Here is a 22020-nt window from a genome sequence, read left to right on the forward strand (position 1 = left end):
TCCCGTGCACTCACCGTCCGGCGTGGAGCTGGCCGGGCTGGCGGGCCTGTTGGTCGCGGTCCCGGCCGTCGCCCTGCTGGCACGGTCCGGGCGCAAGCACACCGGCGGGGCCCGGCGCGCCCACCAGGTGCTGGCCGCCGGCGGGACGATCGTCTCGGCGGCCGCGCTGGCCGGCCTGCTGACCGCGATCAGCTCCCCGCACGACCAGGCGCAGGGCAACCGGGTGGCGCTCGCCTCCGCGATCGCCGTCGCGATGGCCCTCGGCACGATCACCCTGCTGGCCGGCACCCTGCTGCTGCCGGGCTCGGCCCAGCGCCGGGGCACCCTGCTGCGCAACCTGGCCGACGCCGGCATCGCCGCGGCCGCGCTGTGGTTCGTCGGCTGGGTCCTGCTGGCCCACCCGACGAACCTGCTCGGCGCGCACACCCCGACCGCCTGCCTGGCGCTGCTGCTGCCGGCGGCGGTGGCCGCGCTGGCCGTCGGGCTGACCGCGGTCCTGGCGTTGCACGCGTACCGGCCCCGGGTGGGCACGGTGCGCGTCTCGATCGGGGTCAGCCTGGTGGCGGTGGCCGCGCTCCTGCTGTCCAGCGGCATCTGCGGCCACTCGACCGTCCCGATGCTGACCGGCGCCCTGCTGCTCCCGGCCGGCCTGGTCGTCGTGGCCCGGGCGGTGCTCCTGGTCAACCGCCCGGTGCACGTGGTCGGCGACGTGACCCAGCGCGGCACCGCGTTCGCCTTCGTGCCGGTCGTGGCCACCGTGGCGGCCTGCTTCTACCACGTGGCCCGGGGCGGCTCGATCGATCTGGCCGGCCTCACCTCGGCCAGCGTGATGATCCTGCTGCTGGTCACCCGGCAATACCTCGCGCTCACCGACGTCCGGCGCTGGACGCTGCGGCTCAGCGAGAGCGAGGAGCACTACCGCGAGCTGGCGCACACCGACCCGCTGACCGGGCTGGCCAACCGCCGGGGCCTGGTCCGGGCGCTGCGCGAGCCCCACCCGGACGGTCGCGTCAAGTTCCTGGTCGGCATCGACCTGGACGGCTTCAAGAACGTCAACGACATGCGCGGCCACGACGTCGGCGACGCGGTGCTGGTCGAGGTGGGCGAGCGGCTGCGGCGCAACCTGCTGGCCGGGGACGTGCCGGCGCGGCTGGGCGGCGACGAGTTCGCGGTGCTCATGCACGCCACCCCGGACGAGGCCATGCTCGCGGCCAAGCGGCTGCTCGCGGTGCTCGGCGAGCCGTACGAGGTGGACGGCGGCTCGGTCTTCCTGTCGGCGAGCGTGGGCGTGGCGGGACACCCGGCGCCGGACGACACCAATGAGCTGATGCGCGACGCCGACCTGGCGCTGCGCTACGCCAAGCAGCGGGGCAAGAACCGGGTCGAGCGGTACGAGGTCCGGTACGACGAGCTGCTCCGCCGCCGCAGCACCCTGGAGAACGAGCTGCGCCACGCCATCGACCGGGACCAGCTCCGGCTGGTCTTCCAGCCGGTGGTGGCGCTGCCGTCGATGCGCCCGGTGGGCGCCGAGGCCCTGCTGCGCTGGCACCACCCGACGCTCGGCAACGTCCGCCCGGACGAGTTCATCCCGGTGGCCGAGGAGTCCGGCCTGATCAACCGGATCGGCCTCTGGGTGCTGCGGCAGGCCTGCCGGCAGCTGTCCGAGTGGCTGGCCAAGGGGCATGACGTCTGGGTCTCGGTCAACCTGTCGCCCAAGGAGCTGCACGCGGCCGACTACCCGGGCCGGGTGGCCGACGCGCTGAGCGAGCTGAACGTGCCGGCCCAGCGGCTGGTGCTCGAGGTGACCGAGCACGCGGTCGCCACCGACCTGGACGAGCTGGTCCGGCGGCTGGGCGAGCTGCGGGCCACCGGCGTGCGGATCGCGCTGGACGACTTCGGCGCCGGCTATTCGTCGCTGGGCCAGCTGCGCACCCTGCCGGTGGACATCCTGAAGATCGACCAGCGGCTGGTGAACGAGCCCGAGTCGCGCACCGGGACGGCCGCGCCGCTGGTCGACGTGGTGGTGCGGCTCGGGCACCGGCTCGGCCTGGAGGTGCTCGCCGAGGGCATCCAGACGCCGGCCCAGCGGGTGCTGGTCGAGGAGGCCGGCTGCCGGCTGGGTCAGGGCTCGCTGTTCGGCTGGGGCGTGCCGGCCGAACACCTCGAGGCCCAACTGCTCAATCTGCGTACGCCGATAGCGCCGAAACCGGCCCCCGCACCCCGCCCCGCGCCACCGCCGGGCGCCACCGCACGCAGCCAGGTGATCATGCTCGGGCCGGGAATGCGGCAGCTCAGAGCCCTTCTCCCGGCCGATCAGGACGCCCCTCCCCAGGAGGGTGATCAGAATGTGGGATCAGTTGACTCATCGCGTGAGATGGGGCAGGGTTAGCCACATGTGCCGGTCCATCCGAGTACTTAGTTGAGCGCGCTGACTCGCCAGTTGAGGTAGTCAGTGCGCTAGGTCCCGTGCAGTTCCTGCACAGGGCCTTTTTTGTTGCTCGGAACTAGATCACCTACGTCGAATCGAAGGCCTGTGCGATGACGAGACCACCCACTCCCGAGACCATGGCCCACCGACCCAGCCCCGCGACCGTGGCCGCCGCCGCGGCGAGTCACAGCGGGGTAGCGACCGGCCCGGTTGCGACCACCGGCGCCGGCTCGCTCGTCCGGTCGCTGGAGGCCCTCGGCGTCGAGGTGGCCTTCGGCATCCCGGGCGGCACGATCCTTCCCGCGTACGACCCGCTCTTCGACTCGAAGGTCCGGCACATCCTGGTCCGGCACGAGCAGGGCGCGGGGCACGCGGCCACCGGGTACGCGCAGGCCACCGGCCGGGTCGGCGTCTGCATCGCCACCTCCGGCCCGGGCGCGACCAACCTGGTGACGCCGATCGCCGACGCGTACATGGACTCGGTCCCGATCGTCGCGATCACCGGCCAGGTCTCCCGCCCGGCGATCGGCACGGACGCCTTCCAGGAGGCCGACATCCAGGGCATCACCCTGCCGATCACCAAGCACAACTTCCTGATCCAGTCGCCGGACGAGATCCCGCGGATCATCGCCGAGGCGTTCCACCTGGCGGCCACCGGCCGGCCCGGCCCGGTCCTGGTCGACATCCCCAAGGACGTGCAGCAGGCGCCGACCACGTTCTCCTGGCCGCCCACGCTCGACCTGCCCGGTTACCGGCCGACGCTGCACCCGCACGGCAAGCAGATCCGCGAGGCGGCCCGGCTGATCGCCGGGGCCAAGCGGCCGGTGTTGTACGTCGGCGGCGGCGTGATCAAGGCCGGCGCCACCGAGGGGCTGCGCAAGCTGGCCGAGCTGACCGGCATGCCGGTGGTGACCACGCTGATGGCGCTGGGCTCGTTCCCCGACTCGCACCCGCAACACCTGGGCATGCCCGGCATGCACGGCACGGTTCCGGCGGTGTACGCCCTGCAGAAGTCCGACCTGCTGGTCGTGCTGGGCGCCCGCTTCGACGACCGGGTGACCGGCAAGCTCGACTCGTTCGCGCCGGACGCCAAGGTGGTGCACGCCGACATCGACCCGGCCGAGATCGGCAAGAACCGGCACGCCGACGTCCCGATCGTGGGCGACGCCCGGCACGTGATCGACGAGCTGATCGCCGCGGTCACCGGCAGCGCCGGCGGCTCGGGCTCCTACCCGACCTGGTGGAAGACGCTGCACGACCTGCAGGAGCGCTACCCCCTGGGGTACGAGGAGCCGACCGACGGCACGCTCTCCCCGCAGTACGTGATCGACCGGATCGGCAAGCTGGTCGGCCCGGACGCGATCTACACCTCGGGCGTCGGGCAGCACCAGATGTGGGCGTCGCAGTTCATCTCGTTCGAGAAGCCGGGCACCTGGCTCAACTCCGGCGGCGCCGGAACCATGGGCTACGCCGTGCCCGCGGCGATGGGCGCCAAGGTCGGCCGGCCCGACACCGAGGTCTGGGCGATCGACGGCGACGGCTGCTTCCAGATGACCAACCAGGAGCTCGCCACCTGCGCGCTGGAGGGCATCCCGGTCAAGGTCGCCATCATCAACAACGGCAACCTGGGCATGGTCCGGCAGTGGCAGACCCTGTTCTACGAGGGCCGCTACTCCAACACCGAGCTGGGCACCCACAAGCACCGCATCCCCGACTTCGTGAAGCTGGCCGAGGCGCTGGGCTGCATCGGGCTGCGCTGCGAGTCCAAGGACGACGTGGACAAGACCATCAAGGCGGCGATGGAGATCAACGACGCCCCGGTGGTCATCGACTTCACGGTCGGCAAGGACGCGATGGTGTGGCCGATGGTTGCCGCCGGCACCAGCAACGACGAGATCATGTTCGCCCGGGACGTGCGCCCGGCGTTCGAGGAGGACGACCTCTGATGACCAAGCACACGCTGTCGGTGCTCGTCGAGAACAAACCTGGTGTGCTGGCCCGGGTCAGCGGCCTGTTCTCGCGGCGCAGCTTCAACATCGACTCCCTGGCGGTCGGCGAGACGGAGAACCCGGACGTCAGCCGCATCACGATCGTGGTCAACGCCGACTCCTCACCGCTGGAGCAGGTGACCAAGCAGCTCAACAAGCTGGTGAACGTCCTGAAGATCGTGGAGCTGGACCCGCATCAGTCGGTCCAGCGTGAGCTCCTGCTGGTCAAGGTGCGCGCCGATCGCGTGCAACGGGCCCAGGTGCTGGAGACCGTCGAGCTCTTCCGCGCGAAAGTGATCGACGTCGCTCCGGACACCCTCACGATCGAGGCCACCGGGAACCCCGACAAGCTTGACGCGTTGCTGCGCGACCTCGAGCCGTACGGCATCAAGGAGATGGTCCAGTCCGGCCTGGTCGCGATCGGCCGAGGCTCCCGCTCCATCACCACCGGCCCGGCGCTTCGCGCCGCCTAGTCCAGAAGGAAAAGCATGACCGCGGAAGTTTTCTACGACGACGACGCCGACCTGTCGATCATCCAGGGCCGCAAGGTCGCGGTGATCGGGTACGGCAGCCAGGGCCACGCGCACTCGCTGTCGCTGCGCGACTCGGGTGTCGACGTCGTGGTCGGCCTCAAGGAGGGCTCGAAGAGCCGGGCCAAGGCCGAGGAGCAGGGCCTGACCGTGAAGACGCCGGCCGAGGCGTCGGCGTGGGCCGACGTGATCATGGTGCTCGCGCCGGACACCGCGCAGCGCAAGATCTACGCCGAGTCGATCGCGCCGAACCTGTCGGCCGGCAAGGCGCTGTTCTTCGGGCACGGCCTGAACATCCGGTTCGAGCTGATCAAGCCCCCGGCCGACGTGACCGTGGCCATGGTCGCCCCCAAGGGCCCGGGTCACCTGGTGCGCCGGCAGTACGTGGACGGCAAGGGCGTCCCGTGCCTGGTCGCGGTCGAGCAGGACCCGACCGGTGAGGGCCTCGCGCTCGCGCTGTCGTACGCCAAGGCGATCGGCGGCGCCCGGGCCGGCGTGATCCGTACCACCTTCAAGGAGGAGACGGAGACCGACCTGTTCGGCGAGCAGGCGGTGCTCTGCGGTGGCACGACCGCGCTGGTGCAGACCGGTTTCGAGGTGCTGACCGAGGCCGGTTACGCCCCGGAGATCGCGTACTTCGAGTGCCTGCACGAGCTCAAGCTGATCGTCGACCTGATGTACGAGGGCGGCATCTCCCGGATGCGCTACAGCATCTCGGACACCGCCGAGTTCGGTGACTACGTCAGCGGCCCGCGGGTGATCAACGCCGGCGTCAAGCAGGAGATGAAGAAGATCCTCGCCGAGATCCAGTCCGGTGAGTTCACCAAGGCGCTGATCGCCGACGACGAGGCCGGTGGCACGCGTCTGCAGCAGTTCCGCAAGGAAGGCGCCGAGCACCCGATCGAGGTGACCGGGAAGAAGCTCCGCGACATGATGTCGTGGGTCGACCGTCCGATCAGCGAAACCGCCTGAACCCAGTCGCGACAAAGCGCCCGGCCGACGGTCTGAGAACCGGTTCGACCGGGCGCTTTGCGTCACCGGACGATTACCTGAAACGTGGGCGTTACGTCCTGCTTACCTGTTCAGCGCTGTTGCCAAATTGTGGACTGAACAGGCGCTTCGGAGTGGGTTTCGTCGGTTAGCCTCGCCAACATGCGACTGGCTGATTCTTTCCGGAGTGAGCGCTTCGGCGCGGTCCGGATTCATGAGCTGCAACGGGTGATCGAGCTCGACTCGGGCGCCCTGGCCGATGCCGGTCGGCCTGGCATCTCGGCGGGTTCTCGCGTCGTCGGACCGGATGCTCTCCGGGCCGTCGAGACCCAATTGGTGATCGTCGTGCCCTGCATGAACGAGACTCGGAGCGTCATCGAGGGGGTGCTCTCCGGGATCCCGCACGACTGCCTGATCGTGCTCGTCTCGAACAGCGATCGCGGCCCGGTCGACCGCTACGAGATCGAGGCGCAGACGGTCGAGCAGTTCTGCCGGCTGGCCGGCCGGTCGGCGATCACCGTGCATCAGCGCGATCCGGGCGTGGCCGCCGCGTTCAAGGCGGCCGGCATGGACGAGCTGATCGACGACACCGGTCTGGTCCGGGCCGGCAAGGGCGAGGCGATGCTGGTCGGCATGGCCCTGGCGGCGATGAGCGGACGCAAGTACATCGGCTATGTCGACGCCGACAACTACGTGCCCGGCTCGGTCCATGAGTACTGCAAGGCGTACGCGGCGGGCCTGCACCTGGCCGGCTCGCCGTACTCGATGGTCCGCATCTCGTGGCACTCGAAGCCCAAGCTGCGCGACGGCCGGCTCTTCTTCAACCGCCGCGGCCGTAGCTCGGAGGTCACCAACGAGTGGCTCAACCGGTTCCTGGCCGAGTTCTCCAACTTCGGCACCGAGGTGATCGCCACCGGCAACGCGGGCGAACACGCGATGAGCCTCGAGCTGGGCCTCAAGCTGCGGCTGGCCGGTGGTTTCGCGGTCGAGCCGAACGAGTACGTCGACCTGTTCGAGCAGTTCGGCGGCCTTCTCGAGAGCGCACACCCCGAGGTGATGGCCAGTTCCGTCCCGGTGGTGCAGATCGAGACGCGCAACCCGCACTTCCACGACAACAAGGGCGAGGAACACGTCCAGGTCATGCGGATGCAGGCGTTGAACGTGCTCTACCACTCGCAGATCACCCCGCCCGCGGTGCGTCAGGCCATTCTCGACTTCATGGTGGCCCAGGGCGCGCTCGAGGTCGGGCAGGAGCCGCCGCGCGAGCGCACCTATCCGCCGGTCGACACGCTCGCGCTCGACCTGCTCTACGACGCGCTGGACGCCGAGGCGCAGTCGTTCCGGCAGCTGGACGGGCTGGCGTCGGCCGGGTTCCCGGCGTCGCCGCCGATCCTGCGGGAACGCATCCCGGTCTGAATCCAAGGTTGCCACGACGTTTCTGACATGTGACGGCGGTCACTCCGATTCATCGATGTGACCGTCGTCATGCGTACCATCCGGCAATGGTGGCGATTACGGATGGAGACGCGTTGACTACTCCGGTCGTACTGATCGCCGAGGAGCTGGCCCCGGCCGCCCTCGACGTGCTGGCCCAAGGCTTCGATGTACGTCACGTGGAGGGCACCGACCGGCCGGCCCTGCTGGCCGCGCTGGCCGAGGCGGACGCGGTGATCGTCCGCAGCGCCACTCAGATCGACGCCGAGGCGCTCGCCGCCGCGCCTGGTCTCAAGGTCGTGGCCCGGGCCGGGGTCGGGCTCGACAATGTGGACGTCCCGGCGGCCACCGCCCACGGGGTCATGGTGGTGAACGCGCCCACCTCGAACATCGTCTCGGCCGCCGAACAGGCGGTCGCGCTGCTGCTGTCGGTCGCCCGGCACACCGCGAGCGCCAGCGCCGCGCTCAAGGCCGGCGAGTGGAAGCGGGCCAAGTACACCGGCGTCGAGGTGCAGGGCAAGACCGTCGGCGTGGTCGGGCTGGGCCGGATCGGGGTGCTGTTCGCGCAGCGGATGGCCGCCTTCGGCACCCGGCTGATCGCCTACGACCCGTACGTGCAGCCGGCCCGCGCGGCCCAGCTCGGCGTCCGGCTGGTCGGGCTGGACGAGCTGCTCCGGGAGAGCGATTTCATCTCGGTTCACCTGCCACGGACGCCCGAGACGGTCGGCCTGATCGGCGAGCGGGAGCTGGCCACGGTGAAGCCGGGCGTACGCATCATCAACGCCGCCCGGGGCGGCCTGATCGACGAGCAGGCGCTGGCCGACGCGCTGGCCGAGGGCCGGGTGGCGGGCGCCGGCGTGGACGTGTACCAGAAGGAGCCGACCACCTCGTCGCCGCTGTTCGCGTTCGACAACGTGGTGGCCACGCCCCACCTGGGCGCGTCCACCGTGGAGGCGCAGGACAAGGCCGGGCTGTCGGTGGCGCGCAGCGTGGCCCTGGCGCTGCAGGGCGAGTTCGTGCCGGACGCGGTGAACGTGCGCGCGGCCGGCGTGGTCGACGAGGACGTGCGGCCGCTGCTGGCGCTGGCCGAGAAGCTGGGCCGGGTGTTCACCGCGGTCGCCGGTGGGGTCGCGGCCGGCGTCACGGTCGAGGTACGCGGCGAGATCACCTCGCACGACGTGTCGGTGCTCCGGCTGGCCGCCGCCAAGGGCATCTTCGCCTCGGTGGTGGAGGAGCGTGTCACCTACGTCAACGCGCTCCAACTGGCCGCCGACCGGGGGGTCGAGGTCGAGCTGACCACCGCGGAAGAGGCGATCGAGCACGACAACGAGGTCAGCGTCCACGGCGCGCTGCCGGACGGCCGACGGGTCGGCGTGACCGGCACGGTGACCATGGCGGGCAGCCGGGAGATCCGCCGGATCACGGCGGTGGACGGCTTCGATGTCGAGCTCGGCGCCGACGGGGTCCTGCTGTTCTTCCGGTACGCCGACCGCCCGGGCGTGGTCGGCGCGATCGGGACGTTGCTGGGCGAGCACGGCGTCAACATCGCGGCGATGCAGGTGGCCCGGCGCTCGGCAGGCGGCGAGGCGCTGATGACGCTGACCGTCGACTCCTCCATGGACGCCGAGATCCTCTCCGCCGCGGCGGCCGCGATCGGCGCGTCCCACGCCAGCGCCGTCGACCTCAGAGGCGAATAGAGCAGCGGTGCCTATATGCGCTCAGAGCAGCTCTGAGCGCAGATAGGCATCAGCGGGTCTTCACGGGCGGGGGATAGACCGTGCCGTCCTGGAGGTCGAGCAGGTCGAGGTTCAGTTCGCCGGCCAGTTTCTCGATGCGCTCCAGCACCGCGTCGGCGCAGTTCTCGTCCAGCCGCATCTTGATGTGGTCGGCCGCGGCGTGCAGCGGCGCGCTCGCCCACGGGCTGCCGGACGTCTGAGACTGCGGTCCCCGATCGGGATATTCCGAGGTCAGGGCGTCATAGAAGGCGACGACGCGCGGGTCGGCGGGGCGCTGCGGATGATCACCGCGCGCGCATCGGGCGTTGGCCGCCCGCACCGCGTCCGGCATATCCGTCTTGTCCATGGCCCACACCACGAGGTCGAAACTCACCGGCGCATGGTGCCATACCGTCTGCCGCATCCGTTGATCCTTGCGCCGACACGCGGTGGATGCGTCTTGCGCGTTATTAGTCCGCATAGCTAGCGTTGGTACCGCCGTACCACGGTGCCGGGCGCGTCTTCGGGTGACGTTCTCGCTGCTTTCGTGCGGCTAGCACCCCCGGCGGGCGCGAGCCACGCGTTTTCGTCGTCACAACCCCCGCGATCGATTGCCGCGATCGACGGGGGTTGTGTTCTTGGCGCACGGGTTGCCACCTGAACGTCCATTCAGTGGGACCATGCGACCGGAGACCGGGACACCCCGCTAGTCTTCACGACGTCGGAGCGGACTTGTAGGGAGCAGACGTGAGCGTGGCGCGGATCGCGGTGGTGGCCGGGGACGGCATCGGAACCGAGGTGACCGCGCAGGCCCGCAAGGTGGTCGACGCCGTGATTCCCGGCGTCGAGTGGTCCGACTACGACCTGGGCGCCCGTTTCTACAACCGCACCGGCGAGGTCCTCCCGCAGACGGTCGAAGACGAGCTCTCCGGCCACGACGCCATCCTGCTCGGCGCGATCGGCGACCCCAGCGTCCCGCCCGGCGTCCTCGAGCGCGGTCTGCTGCTCAAGCTGCGGTTCGACTTCGACCAGTACGTGAACCTGCGCCCCAGCAAGCTCTGGCCGGGCACCACCAGCCCGCTGGCCGGGGTCAAGCCGGGCGAGATCGACATGGTCGTGGTGCGCGAGGGCACCGAGGGCCTCTACGTCGGCGCCGGCGGCGTGCTCCACAAGGACACCCCGGCCGAGATCGCCACCGAGGAGAGCCTGAACACCCGGCACGGCGTCGAGCGGGTCGTCCGCGACGCCTTCTCGCGGGCCCAGCGCCGCGAGCGCCGCCACCTCACGCTCGTCCACAAGACGAACGTGCTGACCAAGGCGGGCAGCCTGTGGTCACGCACCTTCCAGTCGGTCGCCCAGGAATTCCCTGAGGTGACCACGGAATACCAGCACATCGACGCCGCCTCCATGTTCATGGTGAGCAACCCGCAGCGTTACGACGTGGTGGTGACCGACAACCTCTTCGGTGACATCCTCACCGACATCGCCGCCGCGGTGACCGGCGGCATCGGCATGGCGGCCAGCGGCTCCGTGAACCCGGAGCGGGCCTACCCGTCCACCTTCGAGCCGGTGCACGGCTCCGCGCCGGACATCGCCGGCCAGGGCATCGCCGACCCGGCGGCCGCCATCCTCTCCGCGGCCCTGCTGCTCGAGCACCTCGGGCACGACGACGCCGCGCGCCGAGTAACCGGGGCGGTCGCGGCCGAGGTCGCGTCCCGCACGCCGGGCGCGCCGACGCGTACCGCCGAGGTGGGTGACCGGGTCGCTACCGCGGCCTGAGCCCGTCCCCTTTCCCCTTCGCACTACTTCTTGCCGCGGACGATCTGTTTTAACGACCGTTCGGGTATCTTCGTGCACACAAAATCTTCCTAGAAAGCAGGTCACGTGCCATGAGTGGTGGTGACAGCAACCTCGATTTCGATGTCCGCCGAAACAGCGCGCCGGTGAGCGACCCGGAGCGGGCGGCGTTACTGGCCAATCCGGGTTTCGGCCGGATCTTCACGGACCACATGGTCACCATCCGCTATGCCGAGGGCAAGGGCTGGTACGAGCCGCGGGTCGAGGCGCGCGCGCCGATCCCGATGGACCCGGCCACCGCGGTGCTGCACTACGCCCAGGAGATCTTCGAGGGCCTGAAGGCGTACAAGCTGGCCGACGGCGGGGTGGCGCTGTTCCGGCCGGATGCCAACGCCGCCCGGTTCGTCGACTCGGCCAAGCGGATGGCGATGCCGGCGCTGCCCGAGGCGATCTTCCTGGAGTCGTTGCGGCAGATCGTCTCGATCGACCGGCAGTGGATCCCGCAGGACCCCGAGGGCAGCCTCTACCTGCGTCCGTTCGCCTTCGCCACCGAGGCGTTCCTCGGCGTGCGGCCGGCGACCGAATACCTCCACCTGGTGATCGCCTCGCCGGTGGGCGCGTACTTCTCCGGCGGGGTCAAGCCGGTGACGGTGTGGGTCACGCCCGACTACACCCGGGCCGCGCCCGGCGGCACCGGCGCGGCCAAGTGCGGCGGCAACTACGCGGCCGGGCTGGCGGCTCAGGCCGAGGCGGCCGAGCACGGCTGCGAGCAGGTGGTCTACCTCGACGCGGTGGAACAGAAGTACGTCGACGAGCTGGGCGGCATGAACGTCGTGCTCGTGCTGGACGACGGCACCCTGGTCACCCCGCCGCTGACCGGGACGATCCTGCCCGGCATCACCCGCGACTCGATCCTGAAGCTGGCCCAGCGGGCCGGCCGGGCGGTCGAGGAGCGGCCGATCAGCATGGACGAGTGGCGCGACGGCGCCCGGTCGGGCCGGGTCCGCGAGGCATTCGCCTGTGGCACCGCCGCGGTGATCACCCCGCTGGGCATGGTGCGGTCGGCCGACGGCGAGTTCACCGTGGCCGACGGCGGGGCGGGCGAAGTCACCATGGGCCTGCGCCAGGAGCTCGTCGACATCCAGCGCGGCCGGGCCGAGGACACCTTCGGCTGGGTCCAGCGCGTCTTCTAGCCGGCCGGTTCGAGCAGGTGGCCGCGCATCGTGGCCACCTGCTCGCCGGTCAGGCCGATCTCTTTGGCATAGGCCTCGACCGAGCCGTGCCGGTCGCGCAGGCCGTTCAGGAAGAGCGTCATCGCCCGCTCGGGTGAGTCGAACATGTGCTCGTTGCCCTCGACCGCCTCCGGGTTGACCTTGAGCAGGTACTCGGTCAGGCTCCGCATCGAGGCGGTGGTCAGCGCGTAGTCCGCGGCGATGTCGTCGTCGGCGACGCCCAGCAGGGCGAGGGCCAGCGCCAGGGTGACGCCGGTGCGGTCCTTGCCGGCCATGCAGTGCACGACGACCGGGGCCGCGTCCGGGTCGGCGATGGCGCTCAACGCCTCGCGCAGCGCCTCGGTGCCGTCCTCGATGAAGTTCAGGTAGCGGTCGGCCAGCCAGCGCTCGTGATCGGTGCCATCGGGGTGGGGCACCTCGTCCCAGTCGACGTGCCGCAGCGGCAGATGGCGGTAGACCAGGCCCTCGTAGTCCCGGATCCGCCCGATCTTCTCCACCTCGAACTCGCGCCGCAGGTCGATCACCGTGCGCACGCCCAGGGCCGCGTAGGTCTCCCAGTCGGGCCCGTCGATCAGCCGGTGCAGCGCGTCCGCCCGGAACAGCCGCCGCCAGCGCACGGTCCGCCCGTCCAGCCCGGCATAACCGCCGACGTCACGGAAGTTGTAGGTCGAGGTGAAGGACACATTCCGGGGGTACGGGAGGTCAGCCACGGGTTCGAACCTAGTCCCGAAAGGTGGAACTTTGCTTCCCCTGGGCGGGAACGGTGGCACACTTCATCGCGTGACCCACCTCGTGCTCATTATTGGCACCCAGCGCGCCGGCTGACTTCTCTCGCCGACGCGCAGACCTCCCGCATCCGCGGGGGGTCTTTTTGTTGGGCCACCAAATTCCTCGAAAGGAACCACGCCATGGACTACCAGGTCTTCGACACGACGCTCCGCGATGGCGGGCAACGCGAGGGCATCAGCTACTCGGTCGTCGACAAGCTCGCGGTCGCGAAGCTGCTGGACGAGTTCGGCGTCGGGTTCATCGAGGGTGGCTGGCCGGGCGCGATGCCCAAGGACACCGAGTTCTTCGAGCGGGCCAAGACCGAGCTCGACCTCAAGCACGCGGTGCTGGTGGCGTTCGGCGCGACCCGCAAGGCCGGCGTCGACGTCGCCGCCGACAAGCAGGTCAAGGCCCTGCTGGACGCCGAGACGCCGGTCGTCTGCGTGGTCGCCAAGTCGGACATCCGGCACGTCGAGCGGGCCCTGCGCACCACCGGCGAGGAGAACCTGGCGATGGTCCAGGACACCGTGCGGCACCTGGTCGCCAACGGCCGCCGCGCGTTCGTCGACTGCGAGCACTTCTTCGACGGCTTCCGGCACGATCCGGCGTACACCGCCTCGGTGGTCCGTGCCGCGATCGACGCCGGCGCCGAGCGGGTCATCATGTGCGACACCAACGGCGGCATGCTCCCGTCGATGATCACCAAGGCCATCAACGAGGTCGTCGAGCGCACCGGCGTCTCGCCGGAGCAACTCGGCATCCACTGCCAGAACGACACCTCGTGCGCGGTGGCCAACACGATCGCCGCGGTCGAGGCCGGGGTCAAGCACTTCCAGTGCACCGCCAACGGATACGGGGAGCGCCCCGGCAACGCCGACCTCTTCGCCGTCGTGGCGAATCTGCAACTCAAGCTCGGGCTGACCGTCCTACCGGACGGGTGCCTGGAGAAGGCGACGCGGGTCTCCTCCGCGCTCGCCGAGATCGCCAACATCGCCCCCGACACCCACCAGGCCTACGTCGGGGCCGCGGCATTCGCTCACAAGGCGGGGCTGCACGCGAGCGCGATCAAAGTGGATCCGCTGCTCTACAACCACGTCGACCCGTCGGTGGTGGGCAACGACATGCGGATCCTGGTGACGGAGATGGCCGGCCGGGCCAGCATCGAGCTCAAGAGCCGTGAGCTCGGTCTGGACCTGGCCGGCCACCCGGACACCCTGTCGGCCGTGACCACCAAGGTCAAGGACCTGGAGGCCGGCGGATGGTCGTTCGAGGCCGCCGACGCGAGCTTCGAGCTGCTGGTCCGCGAGGCGCTACCCGGCGAGGGCTTCAGCCGGCCGTTCTCGCTGGAGTCGTACCGGGTGCAGACCGAACACCGGGAGGACGGCACGGTGGTCTCCGAGGCCACCGTCAAGGTCAAGGTGCGCGGCGAGCGGATGATCACCACCGCCGAGGGGAACGGCCCGGTCAACGCCCTGGACGAGGCCCTGCGCAAGGCGCTCACCGGGCACTACGAGGAACTCAAGTCGTTCGAGCTGGCCGACTACAAGGTGCGCATCCTGGAGGGTTCGCACGGATCCGCCGCGATCACCCGGGTGCTGGTCGAGACCACCGACGGGCAGCGTGACTGGACCACGGTCGGCGTGCACGAGAACGTCGTCGAGGCGTCGTGGCACGCGCTGGTCGACGCGCTCACCTTCGGCCTGGCGCAGCGCTCGACGCCTCAGGCGGCGGGCACGGTCAGCGAGGCGTAGACCGAACGGTGGTCGGTCCGGGGTACGCCGTGCACCCGCACGTCGCGTACCCCGATCCGTTTGTCCACCAGCACGTGGTCGATGGTCACCGGCGGCAGCGGCGCCCCGCCGTACGGCCCCCAGGTGCCGACCAGCCCCTCGCCCGTGGCGGCGGCCGCGTCCCGGTAGTCGCCCCGGGCGATCAGCTCGCGCAGCGTGTGGTGGTCGAGGGTGGCGTTGAAGTCGCCGAGCAGAACGCGCGGCGGGCCGTCCGGGTCGCTCTTCGGCTGGGCGGCCAGGTCGGCGCTCCACGAGCCGAGCGCCTCGACCGAGGACGGGGCGAGCGGATGGGCCGACTCGACCACGATCGGACCGGCGCCGGACGGTGTGATCGTGGCGTACGCCTGCATGAAGCCGCCGCCGTTGCGCCGCGCCCCGGGTGACGTGATCGGGAAGCGCGAGTAGACCGCCGAGCCGGAGGCGCCCCACTGCGCCGCCACCGACGAATACGGCAGCAGCGTCTTCAGGCCGGCCGCCTCGAGCCGGGCCTGGATGCCGGGGGTGAACTCCTGCATGGCCAGCACCGCCACGTCCTGCTCACGGACCAGTGCGACCAGCGCGTCGGCGTCGGCCCCGCCCAGCTCGACGTTGCTGCTCATGATGTGCAGCACGACCCCGGTGGCCGGGCCGGTGTCGCGATCGGCCATCACCCGGGGCAGGATCGAGACGGCCAGCAGCGCGGCCGCCACCACGGCGACGGCCGCGCCCAGCCAGCGACGGGTGAGCAGCGCGATCAGGGCCGGGATCAACGACCAGGCCGCCGCGTACGGCGTGAAGGCGAACAACTGGACCAGCGCGCCGCTCTCCCAGCCGCCGAACCGCAGCACCGCCCAGACCGCGATCGGCAGCAGGACCAGCCACACCAGCACGGTCACGCCGACCCGCTTGCCGTGCCGGCCGGCGGTCGCGGGCGGCCGCGAGCTGGTGATCGTCATGCCGCCGACGGTATCCGGCGACCGCTACGACCTGGTAACTCTCCTCAGCTTTGTGAAGATCACGTGTAGGGGTTGAAGTTCTGCGCGGCCATCAGGAACCACGACGTGGCCCCGACATGCTGCCGCTGGAAGTAGCCGAAGGCGAAGCCGGTGTCGAACGCGCTGCTGGCCGCCACGATGCCCGACTTGTCGGGAAGGGCGGTGCCGGCCCAGTTGCCCTCGGAGAGCTTGCCGTCCTGCGGATCCGTGGTCCGGCCGACGGTCTGCCCGGCGCCCACCTTGCGCTGCGCCACCACGGTCTCGGCGAGCAGCCGCTTGGCGGTGCCACGGTCGCCGGTGCCCTTGCGGGTGAGCAGGGCCAGCGCCGTGTGCCCGTTGCCCTCGAGCCAGACCGCGCTGCGGTGGTTGGGCAGGTCGCTGCCGGGGACCGGGCCGGTGAGGGCCTTGGCCTGCGACGAGAACGTGACGCCGGAGATCCGTACCCCGGCCGGCAGTTGGGTCTGACCGCCGCCGTCGGTGTTCCACAGGTTGCCGGTGACCCAGTCCAGCGTGGCGTCGTAACGCTTGTCGCCCATCCCGAGCACGGCCCAGGTCTGCACGTCCTCCGGGATGTTGCCGGTGTTGATGATGTTGGGGTCCTCGCCCGGGTTGCCGCCCAGCGTGCCGGTCCAGAGGAAGCGCTCGGCCGGGTTCCACATGTTCCGGACGAAGCCCGCCGCCACGGTCGCGCGATGGATCCAGCGGCGGTCCCGGGTCAGCTTGGCCAGCAGCGTGAACAGCGCGTGCGCGTCGATGTTGTGCTCGGTCGAGCACCAGGCCTGCGGGGTGACGCCGTCGGCCTGGACGCCACCGTGGAAGCCGCCGTTGACGTACCCGGACTCCCGCTCGGTGATCCACAAGCCCAGCGCGACCGCGCCGTCGAGGTACTTCTTGATCCGCGTGTCCACGTAGAGCTGGGCCAGGGCCAGCCCGGTCCAGGCCATGTCGCCGACCGACGAGCCACCGAAGCCGTACGGCCACAGGAACGCCGCCTTGCCGTCCTCCCGCTTGAGGCCCGGGAAGTAGGCGCCGCCGCCGTAGAACTGCATCGGCCCGGCCGCGTACGCCTGCCGCACCCGCCCGTCGGTGAACGCCTCGTCGTTGGCCTGGGCCCAGAGGAACGCGTCGCCGATCAGCCGTGCCCGCCGCACGTTGGCCACGCTCGGGTTGGCCAGGTAGGCGAGCGTGGCCAGGGCGTTGTCGTAGACGAAGGCCGCGGTCATCAGCCCGCTCTCGTTGTTGTACGACTGGAGCAGCCGCGGCTCGGCGCCCTTGGCGTAGGCGTCCTGCACCACGTCGAGGTAGCGGTAGGCGCGGGCCACCGGGCCGGACAACGAGGGGTCGACCAGGTGCCGGGGCCGGTCCGAGCTGGCCGAGGCGGGATCGGCGGGCAACGCGCCGGCGGCCACCGTGGCGGCGGCGGCCGCGGCCGGCAGCGCCAGCAGGCGTCGCCGGGAGACCGGTACGGACGTGACCGAGAAGGTCGCTGGCATATGGGGGTCACCAACCTGTGTGAGAGCGCTCTCTGGGGGCGGCACATATTGAAACCCCTCTGTCACGGATTGGCAATGCCCGCAGCTCAGCCCGCGTCAGGGTGAAACGTAACAGCGCTTCTCGACCAGGCGGATAGGGTTGCCGAACCTGGCGTTCGTGCAGGGCGCCGAGCCGGTCACCTCGCGGTAGCGGTAGGCGCCGTTGATCCCGTACGCGACGGTTCTGGTGCCGGTCACCACGCAGACACCGCCCAGGGTCGCGCACTGCGAGTAGCCCTGGGGGCCGCCGGCCGGGGCGACCGAACACGACTTCACCGTCCCGAAGAGCGGATCGCCGCCGAACCCCGCAATGGTGCACGGCTGCACCGATCCGGCCCGGACGGACCGGTAGACGTACCCGCCGGGGGCGCCGTAGGCGATCATGCCGGTACGCGCGACGGAACAGACGCCGTGCTCGCCGGCGCAGACCGTCCAGCCCGCAGGCAGGGCGGTCGTCGGGAGCGGCGTACGCGCGCTGATCGTGGTCTCGAACTTGGTGGTCCGGCCGGCCTCCGGGCGGAACGTGACTCCGGAGTCGCTGCTGTAGGCCTCGCCGCCGCCGGGATAGGGCGCGGCGTCGTTGTGCACCAAGCCGTAGCAGCCGGTCGTCGTGGCCGACCGGACCACGATGCCGTAGCGGACGCCGGCGGTCACCGCGAGGTCCGGCCGGATCGTCACCGCCCGCGGCGACCAGCCCACCGAGTGCGGCGGCACGACCGTACGGAACAGCGGCGACCCGGTCGGCCGGAACGACTCGTCGGCGGTCACGATCTGCATCTCCAGGCCGGCGTCGGGCGAGCCGTTCTGGAAGGTGGTGTACGTCGCCGAGGTCAGCGTGCCGCTGCGGGACGGCACAAAGGTCTGCACCCGGGCGATGTTCCGGCCGATGTCGCACCACGGGCGATACCCGGCCAGGCCGCCCGACTGGTCCTGGTCGGGTGAGGTTTGCGCGGCGCCGGTCGAGCGGGTCGGCAGATCGAGCGTGATCGTCGCCGGGCAGGTGATCGGCCGGATCGCCCCGGCGGCGTCGAACGACAGCGGCGCCCAGAAATAGTTGGCCAGCGCCTCGTTCGGGGCGCCGTTGTTCCACAGGTCACTGCCATAGAGGTACGCCGTACCGGACGCGGTCGGGATCGGCGCCACGAACGCCGGCTGGCCGCCGCAGGAGGTGGTCGTCAGGTTGGTGCCGGCCGACCACGGGCCCAGGGGCGAGGCGGCGCTCTTGTAGGACGTGCCGGTGGTGGCGTAGCCGCGGTTGGGATCCGAGTAGGTCAGGTAGTACGTCCCGCCGCGGCGGAACAGAGCCGGCGCCTCGGTCGCCGGCTGGCCGAGGCGGGTGTGGGCGCCGGTGCCGGTCAGATAGCCGCCGTCGAGCCGCTCGACGACGATGTCGCCGCCGCTGCGCCAGTCGGTGTACGCGACGTAGGCGGCGCCGTCGTCGTCCACGAACACGGTGTGGTCGCCGTTGTTCAAACCGGCCGGGGGAGCGTCGCTGTTGACCGCCAGCGTCGGCTCGGCGGTCTCCACGAACGGCCCGGTCGGCGCCGTCGCGGTGAAGACCCGGAACCCGACCCGGTTGTCGTACACGTTGATCCACAACACGTACCGCTGGGTGGCGGCGTTGTAGACGACGTGCGGGCGGTAGCAGCCGTAGGTCGTTCCGTTGCACCGCGTCTGCCAGGTGCTTGACGTCGGGTCGAACAGGTAGCCGCGATCGGTCCAGCGCACGAGATCGGGGGACGAGTAGACCTTGAAGCCGCAGAACGGGGAGCCGTCGGCGTTCCACTGGTAGCCGCAGTCGTACGCGGTGCCGTACAGGTAGTAGACACCGCCGAAGAGCGCGATCTGCCCGTCGTGCGCGTCCACCGCGTTGCCCTGCGTGTCGAACCGCACCACCTGATTCCCGGCGCTGTCGAAGTTCGTCACGGTCGTGGCGTGCGCGGCCCGGGCGGGCGCCGGAACGGCCCCGACGGCGGCGGCGAGCATCAGCAGAACAACCAGAATCCGGCGCATCAGGACCCCCACTTGAAACGTTACACAGTGGACGTCTCTCACCTTAGATCGAAAATCGCCAATGCGATAGCGGGAGGGTGCCCGATGAGCACCCTCCCGCCACTGATCAGACCGCCGCGTCGGTGACCTCGCCGAGGCCGGTGGCCACGAGGTCCTCGCGGATGACGGCGCCGTCGCCCTCGACCACCAGGGTCAGGCCGGCCGGGTGCAGGTGGGCCGCGGCCGCCGCGGAGACCTCTTCGAGGGTCGTCTCCAGGTACTGCCGACGCAGTGTCGCGTGGTAGTCGTCCGGCAGGTCGTGGATCACCAGGGTGGCCAGGGCGCCCAGGATCGAGCCGGGCGTCTGCATCTCCACCGAGAGCTGGCCGGCCCGCCACGCGCGGGACACCGCCAGCTCGTCCGCGGTCACGCCCTCGTCCTTGGTCCGGGTGATCTCGCCGACCGTGTCCACCAACGCGGGGGCGGTCACCGCGGTCTGCACCGCCGAGGACACCCCGAACCGACCGAACCGGCGGGTCATCGCGAAGTCGCCGCGGATGCCGTACGAGTAGCCCTTGACCTCGCGGATCAGGTGGTTGAGCCGGGACGTGAAGGCGCCGCCGAGCACGGTCGCGGCCAGCGTGATCGGCACGTAGTCGGGGTGGGCGCGGTGCGGCGCCCGGTGGCCCAGGCGCAGCGTCGACTGCACCGAGCCGGGGCGGTCGACCAGGATGATCTTGCGTTCGGCGGCGATCGGCACCTCCAGCGGGGACGACGCCGGCTCGGCCTCGCCCGAGGTGCCGGCGAACGCCGTCTCGCCCAGGGCCTTCAGGTCGAGCTGGTCGAGGTCGCCGGCCACCAGCAGGACGCCGGGACGACGCAGCCGCGCGGCGTGGTAGGCCAGCACGTCGTCCACGGTCACCGCGGCCACCGAGGCCGGGTCGCCGTGCGGTGGGCGGCCGTACCGCTCGGCGGCGCCGAACAGCTCGGCGCGCAGGGCGGCGTCGGCGCGCGGACCGGGCTGGGCCCAGTCCATGCGCAACGCGGTCACCTCGTCGTCGCGGACCCGGGACACGTCGGCCGGGTCGAGCCGCGGCGTGCGCACCGCCTCGGCGAGCAGCGCGACCGCGCCGGGCAGCAGGGCCGCCGGCACGGAGACGCCGGCCCGGAACGAGTCCCAGTCGACGGCGGTGGACAACTCGGCGCCCAGCCGCTCCAGGGCCAGCGCGAAGCCGGCCGAGTCACGCTGGGCGGTGCCCTCCTCCAGGCACTTGGCCAGGATGGTGGCGGTGCCCTCGCGACCGGCGGTCTCGTGAACGGCGCCGCCGTCGAGCAGCAGGGCCGCGTACGCGAGGCGCTGGCCGGGCAGATGCGCGGCGACCACCAGGCCGCCGGCGACGGGGGTGCGGACCACGTCCGGGAACGAGTACGGGCGGGCGGCGCCCGGATCGGGTCGGGTGGCGACGAGAGTCACGACTGGTCTCCTGGCAGGTAGGTGAGGGTGACCCGGGACGAGGGGTGCAGCGTGGGCAGGACGTCGTTGATGTCGTCGCTGGTCACGTTCTGCCAGCCGGGCAGCCGGTAGGCCGCCGCGCCCGCGTCGCCGAACTGGGTCGCGTACCGGCCCAGGGTGTCGGCACGACCGCCGACTGTGGACATCTGCCGCCACCACGAGGTGGTCAGCAGCGCCTTGGCCCGCTCCAGCTCGTCCTCGGTGACCGGCTCGGCGGCGAGACCGTCGAGCACCTCGGTCATGCCCTCCTCGAGGGTCGTCGCGTCCACGCCGTCCTTGGCGGTCGCCGTGATGATCAGCGGGGCCGGCGCGTGGGCCAGGTCGACGCCGTACGCGCCGACGTAGTCCGGCTGGGCGATCCGCTTGCCGTCGGCCAGCCGCTGGTAGAGCCGGCTGCCCCGGCCGCTGCCGAGGACGGTGGCGAGCACCGTGATCGCGTCGTACGAGCCGGTGCCGAACGGGTGCGTGCGGTGGGACAGGTAGATCCGCGGAGCCGGGACGTCGGCGGTCACCGTCTCGCGGGCCGGCTCGGCGGCCGGGCCGGTCAGGTGACCGTGTGGCGCCGGCGGGATGTCGCTCACCGGTTCCAGCGCGCCGAAGTACTTCCTGGCGTACGCGAACACCTCGTCCGGTGAGGCGTCGCCGGCCACCGTCAGCACCGCGTTGTTGGGCGCGTAGTAGCTCTGGTGGAACGCCTGGAACGTCTCCAGCGAGGCCGCGTTCAGATCTTCCATCGACCCGATGGTCGAGTGGTGGTACGGGTGGCCGGGCGGGTAGAGCAACGGCAGCAGGCGCAACCAGGCGTCGCCGTACGGCACGTTCTCGTACCGCTGACGCCTCTCGTTCTTCACCACCTCGCGCTGGTTGTCCAGCGTCTCCTGGGTGAGGGCCGGCACCAGGCCGCCCATCCGATCGGCCTCCAGCCACAGGGCCAGCTCGAGGTGCTCGGACGGCATCGTCTCGAAGTAGTTGGTCCGGTCGGGGTTGGTGGTCGCGTTCAGCGAGCCGCCGTTGCCCTGCACCGAGCGCATGTGCTCGTTCTTGGGCACATGCACCGACCCCTCGAACATCAGGTGCTCGAAGAGGTGGGCGAAACCGGTCTGTCCCGCGGGCTCGTGCCGTGAGCCGACGTCGTACCAGATGTTGACGCACACCACCGGATTGCTGCGGTCCTCACTGACCACGACCCGCAGGCCGTTGTCGAGGCGGGTGGATGCGATAGGCCACGGATAGCCGGTCTCCGCCGGCTTGGATTGCGACGTCACCGGACCAGTATTCCCTGGGTGGCGCCGGGCCGTCCTTCGTCCGCCTTTCGGTTGGCCTTCGTCGCGTTTTCG

16 protein-coding genes are annotated in these 22020 nt (G+C 70.8%); 9 read left to right on the forward strand and 7 right to left on the reverse strand.

The genetic code is table 11. The features are described 5' to 3' along the window. The first annotated feature begins 4 nt into the window (after window positions 1–4). The 6 genes from AB0O15_RS07050 to serA all read left to right on the forward strand — a co-directional run bounded on the left by AB0O15_RS07050 (window position 5) and on the right by serA (window position 9067). Window positions 5–2389 (forward strand): bifunctional diguanylate cyclase/phosphodiesterase, encoded by a 2385-nt coding sequence (locus AB0O15_RS07050; protein WP_364315121.1) that lies wholly within the window; start codon window positions 5–7, stop codon window positions 2387–2389. Window positions 2390–2538: 149 nt separating this feature from the next. Beyond that, window positions 2539–4374: an acetolactate synthase large subunit gene (locus AB0O15_RS07055; protein WP_364315124.1), complete on the forward strand. Its 1836-nt coding sequence runs from the start codon at window positions 2539–2541 to the stop codon at window positions 4372–4374. After that, a complete protein-coding gene (ilvN, locus tag AB0O15_RS07060) occupies window positions 4374–4889 on the forward strand; it encodes an acetolactate synthase small subunit (protein WP_364315126.1) in 516 nt (171 codons plus the stop codon). The genes AB0O15_RS07055 and ilvN overlap by 1 nt, the downstream gene beginning before the upstream one ends. Before the next feature lie 15 nt (window positions 4890–4904). Then, window positions 4905–5918 (forward strand): ketol-acid reductoisomerase, encoded by a 1014-nt coding sequence (gene ilvC / locus AB0O15_RS07065; protein WP_364315128.1) that lies wholly within the window; start codon window positions 4905–4907, stop codon window positions 5916–5918. A 180-nt stretch (window positions 5919–6098) separates the two neighbouring features. Then, complete coding sequence (gene mpgS / locus AB0O15_RS07070) at window positions 6099–7352, forward strand: mannosyl-3-phosphoglycerate synthase (RefSeq protein WP_364315131.1); 1254 nt, start codon at window positions 6099–6101, stop codon at window positions 7350–7352. Between the two features lie 113 nt (window positions 7353–7465). Beyond that, window positions 7466–9067 carry a phosphoglycerate dehydrogenase gene (serA, locus tag AB0O15_RS07075; protein ID WP_364315134.1) on the forward strand — a complete coding sequence of 534 codons (1602 nt, stop codon included), beginning with the start codon at window positions 7466–7468 and terminating at the stop codon, window positions 9065–9067. Between the two features lie 49 nt (window positions 9068–9116). On the opposite strand, the gene AB0O15_RS07080 is transcribed toward serA, so the two are convergent. After that, window positions 9117–9479, reverse strand: a complete 363-nt coding sequence (locus AB0O15_RS07080; RefSeq protein ID WP_364315137.1) for a hypothetical protein — start codon at window positions 9477–9479, stop codon at window positions 9117–9119. Between the two features lie 353 nt (window positions 9480–9832). Between AB0O15_RS07080 and AB0O15_RS07085 the strand changes: the two genes are divergently transcribed. After that, a complete protein-coding gene (locus tag AB0O15_RS07085) occupies window positions 9833–10864 on the forward strand; it encodes a 3-isopropylmalate dehydrogenase (protein ID WP_364315139.1) in 1032 nt (343 codons plus the stop codon). Between the two features lie 110 nt (window positions 10865–10974). Next, window positions 10975–12075, forward strand: a complete 1101-nt coding sequence (locus AB0O15_RS07090) for a branched-chain amino acid aminotransferase (protein WP_364315142.1) — start codon at window positions 10975–10977, stop codon at window positions 12073–12075. Here the strand turns inward: AB0O15_RS07090 and AB0O15_RS07095 are convergent. Then, on the reverse strand, window positions 12072–12824 hold the full coding sequence (locus AB0O15_RS07095; protein ID WP_364315145.1) for a tyrosine-protein phosphatase: 753 nt from the start codon (window positions 12822–12824) through the stop codon (window positions 12072–12074). The genes AB0O15_RS07090 and AB0O15_RS07095 overlap by 4 nt on opposite strands. Window positions 12825–13022: 198 nt before the next feature. Between AB0O15_RS07095 and cimA the strand changes: the two genes are divergently transcribed. Further along, window positions 13023–14633, forward strand: a complete 1611-nt coding sequence (gene cimA / locus AB0O15_RS07100) for a citramalate synthase (RefSeq protein WP_364315147.1) — start codon at window positions 13023–13025, stop codon at window positions 14631–14633. Here the strand turns inward: cimA and AB0O15_RS07105 are convergent. The 5 genes from AB0O15_RS07105 to AB0O15_RS07125 form a co-directional block, all read right to left on the reverse strand. Further along, window positions 14603–15607, reverse strand: coding sequence for an endonuclease/exonuclease/phosphatase family protein (locus AB0O15_RS07105; protein WP_364315149.1), 1005 nt, complete (start codon window positions 15605–15607; stop codon window positions 14603–14605). The two genes, cimA and AB0O15_RS07105, sit on opposite strands and share 31 nt — an antisense overlap. A 59-nt stretch (window positions 15608–15666) precedes the next feature. After that, a complete protein-coding gene (locus AB0O15_RS07110; protein WP_364315152.1) occupies window positions 15667–17139 on the reverse strand; it encodes a hypothetical protein in 1473 nt (490 codons plus the stop codon). Between the two features lie 96 nt (window positions 17140–17235). Further along, entirely contained in the window at window positions 17236–19191 is a 1956-nt protein-coding gene (locus AB0O15_RS07115) for a family 43 glycosylhydrolase (RefSeq protein ID WP_364315155.1), read from the reverse strand. Window positions 19192–19297: 106 nt separating this feature from the next. Further along, window positions 19298–20644 carry a pitrilysin family protein gene (locus AB0O15_RS07120; protein WP_364315158.1) on the reverse strand — a complete coding sequence of 449 codons (1347 nt, stop codon included), beginning with the start codon at window positions 20642–20644 and terminating at the stop codon, window positions 19298–19300. Beyond that, window positions 20641–21948: a pitrilysin family protein gene (locus tag AB0O15_RS07125; protein WP_364315161.1), complete on the reverse strand. Its 1308-nt coding sequence runs from the start codon at window positions 21946–21948 to the stop codon at window positions 20641–20643. Before AB0O15_RS07125 ends, AB0O15_RS07120 begins: the two co-directional genes overlap by 4 nt. Window positions 21949–22020: the final 72 nt, after the last annotated feature.

This window comes from Actinoplanes sp. NPDC089786 (assembly GCF_040684855.1).
Taxonomy (GTDB): Bacteria; Actinomycetota; Actinomycetes; order Mycobacteriales; family Micromonosporaceae; genus Actinoplanes.

Excerpts from the sequence above, each read along its gene's own strand:
- AB0O15_RS07055 (WP_364315124.1), top strand. The coding sequence starts at position 2,539 with ATGACGAGACCACCCACTCCCGAGACCATGGCCCACCGACCCAGCCCC.
- ilvN (WP_364315126.1), top strand. The coding sequence starts at position 4,374 with ATGACCAAGCACACGCTGTCGGTGCTCGTCGAGAACAAACCTGGTGTG.
- ilvC (WP_364315128.1), top strand. The coding sequence starts at position 4,905 with ATGACCGCGGAAGTTTTCTACGACGACGACGCCGACCTGTCGATCATC.
- mpgS (WP_364315131.1), top strand. The coding sequence starts at position 6,099 with ATGCGACTGGCTGATTCTTTCCGGAGTGAGCGCTTCGGCGCGGTCCGG.
- AB0O15_RS07090 (WP_364315142.1), top strand. The coding sequence starts at position 10,975 with ATGAGTGGTGGTGACAGCAACCTCGATTTCGATGTCCGCCGAAACAGC.
- cimA (WP_364315147.1), top strand. The coding sequence starts at position 13,023 with ATGGACTACCAGGTCTTCGACACGACGCTCCGCGATGGCGGGCAACGC.
- AB0O15_RS07105 (WP_364315149.1), bottom strand. The coding sequence starts at position 15,607 with ATGACGATCACCAGCTCGCGGCCGCCCGCGACCGCCGGCCGGCACGGC.
- AB0O15_RS07110 (WP_364315152.1), bottom strand. The coding sequence starts at position 17,139 with ATGCCAGCGACCTTCTCGGTCACGTCCGTACCGGTCTCCCGGCGACGC.
- AB0O15_RS07115 (WP_364315155.1), bottom strand. The coding sequence starts at position 19,191 with ATGCGCCGGATTCTGGTTGTTCTGCTGATGCTCGCCGCCGCCGTCGGG.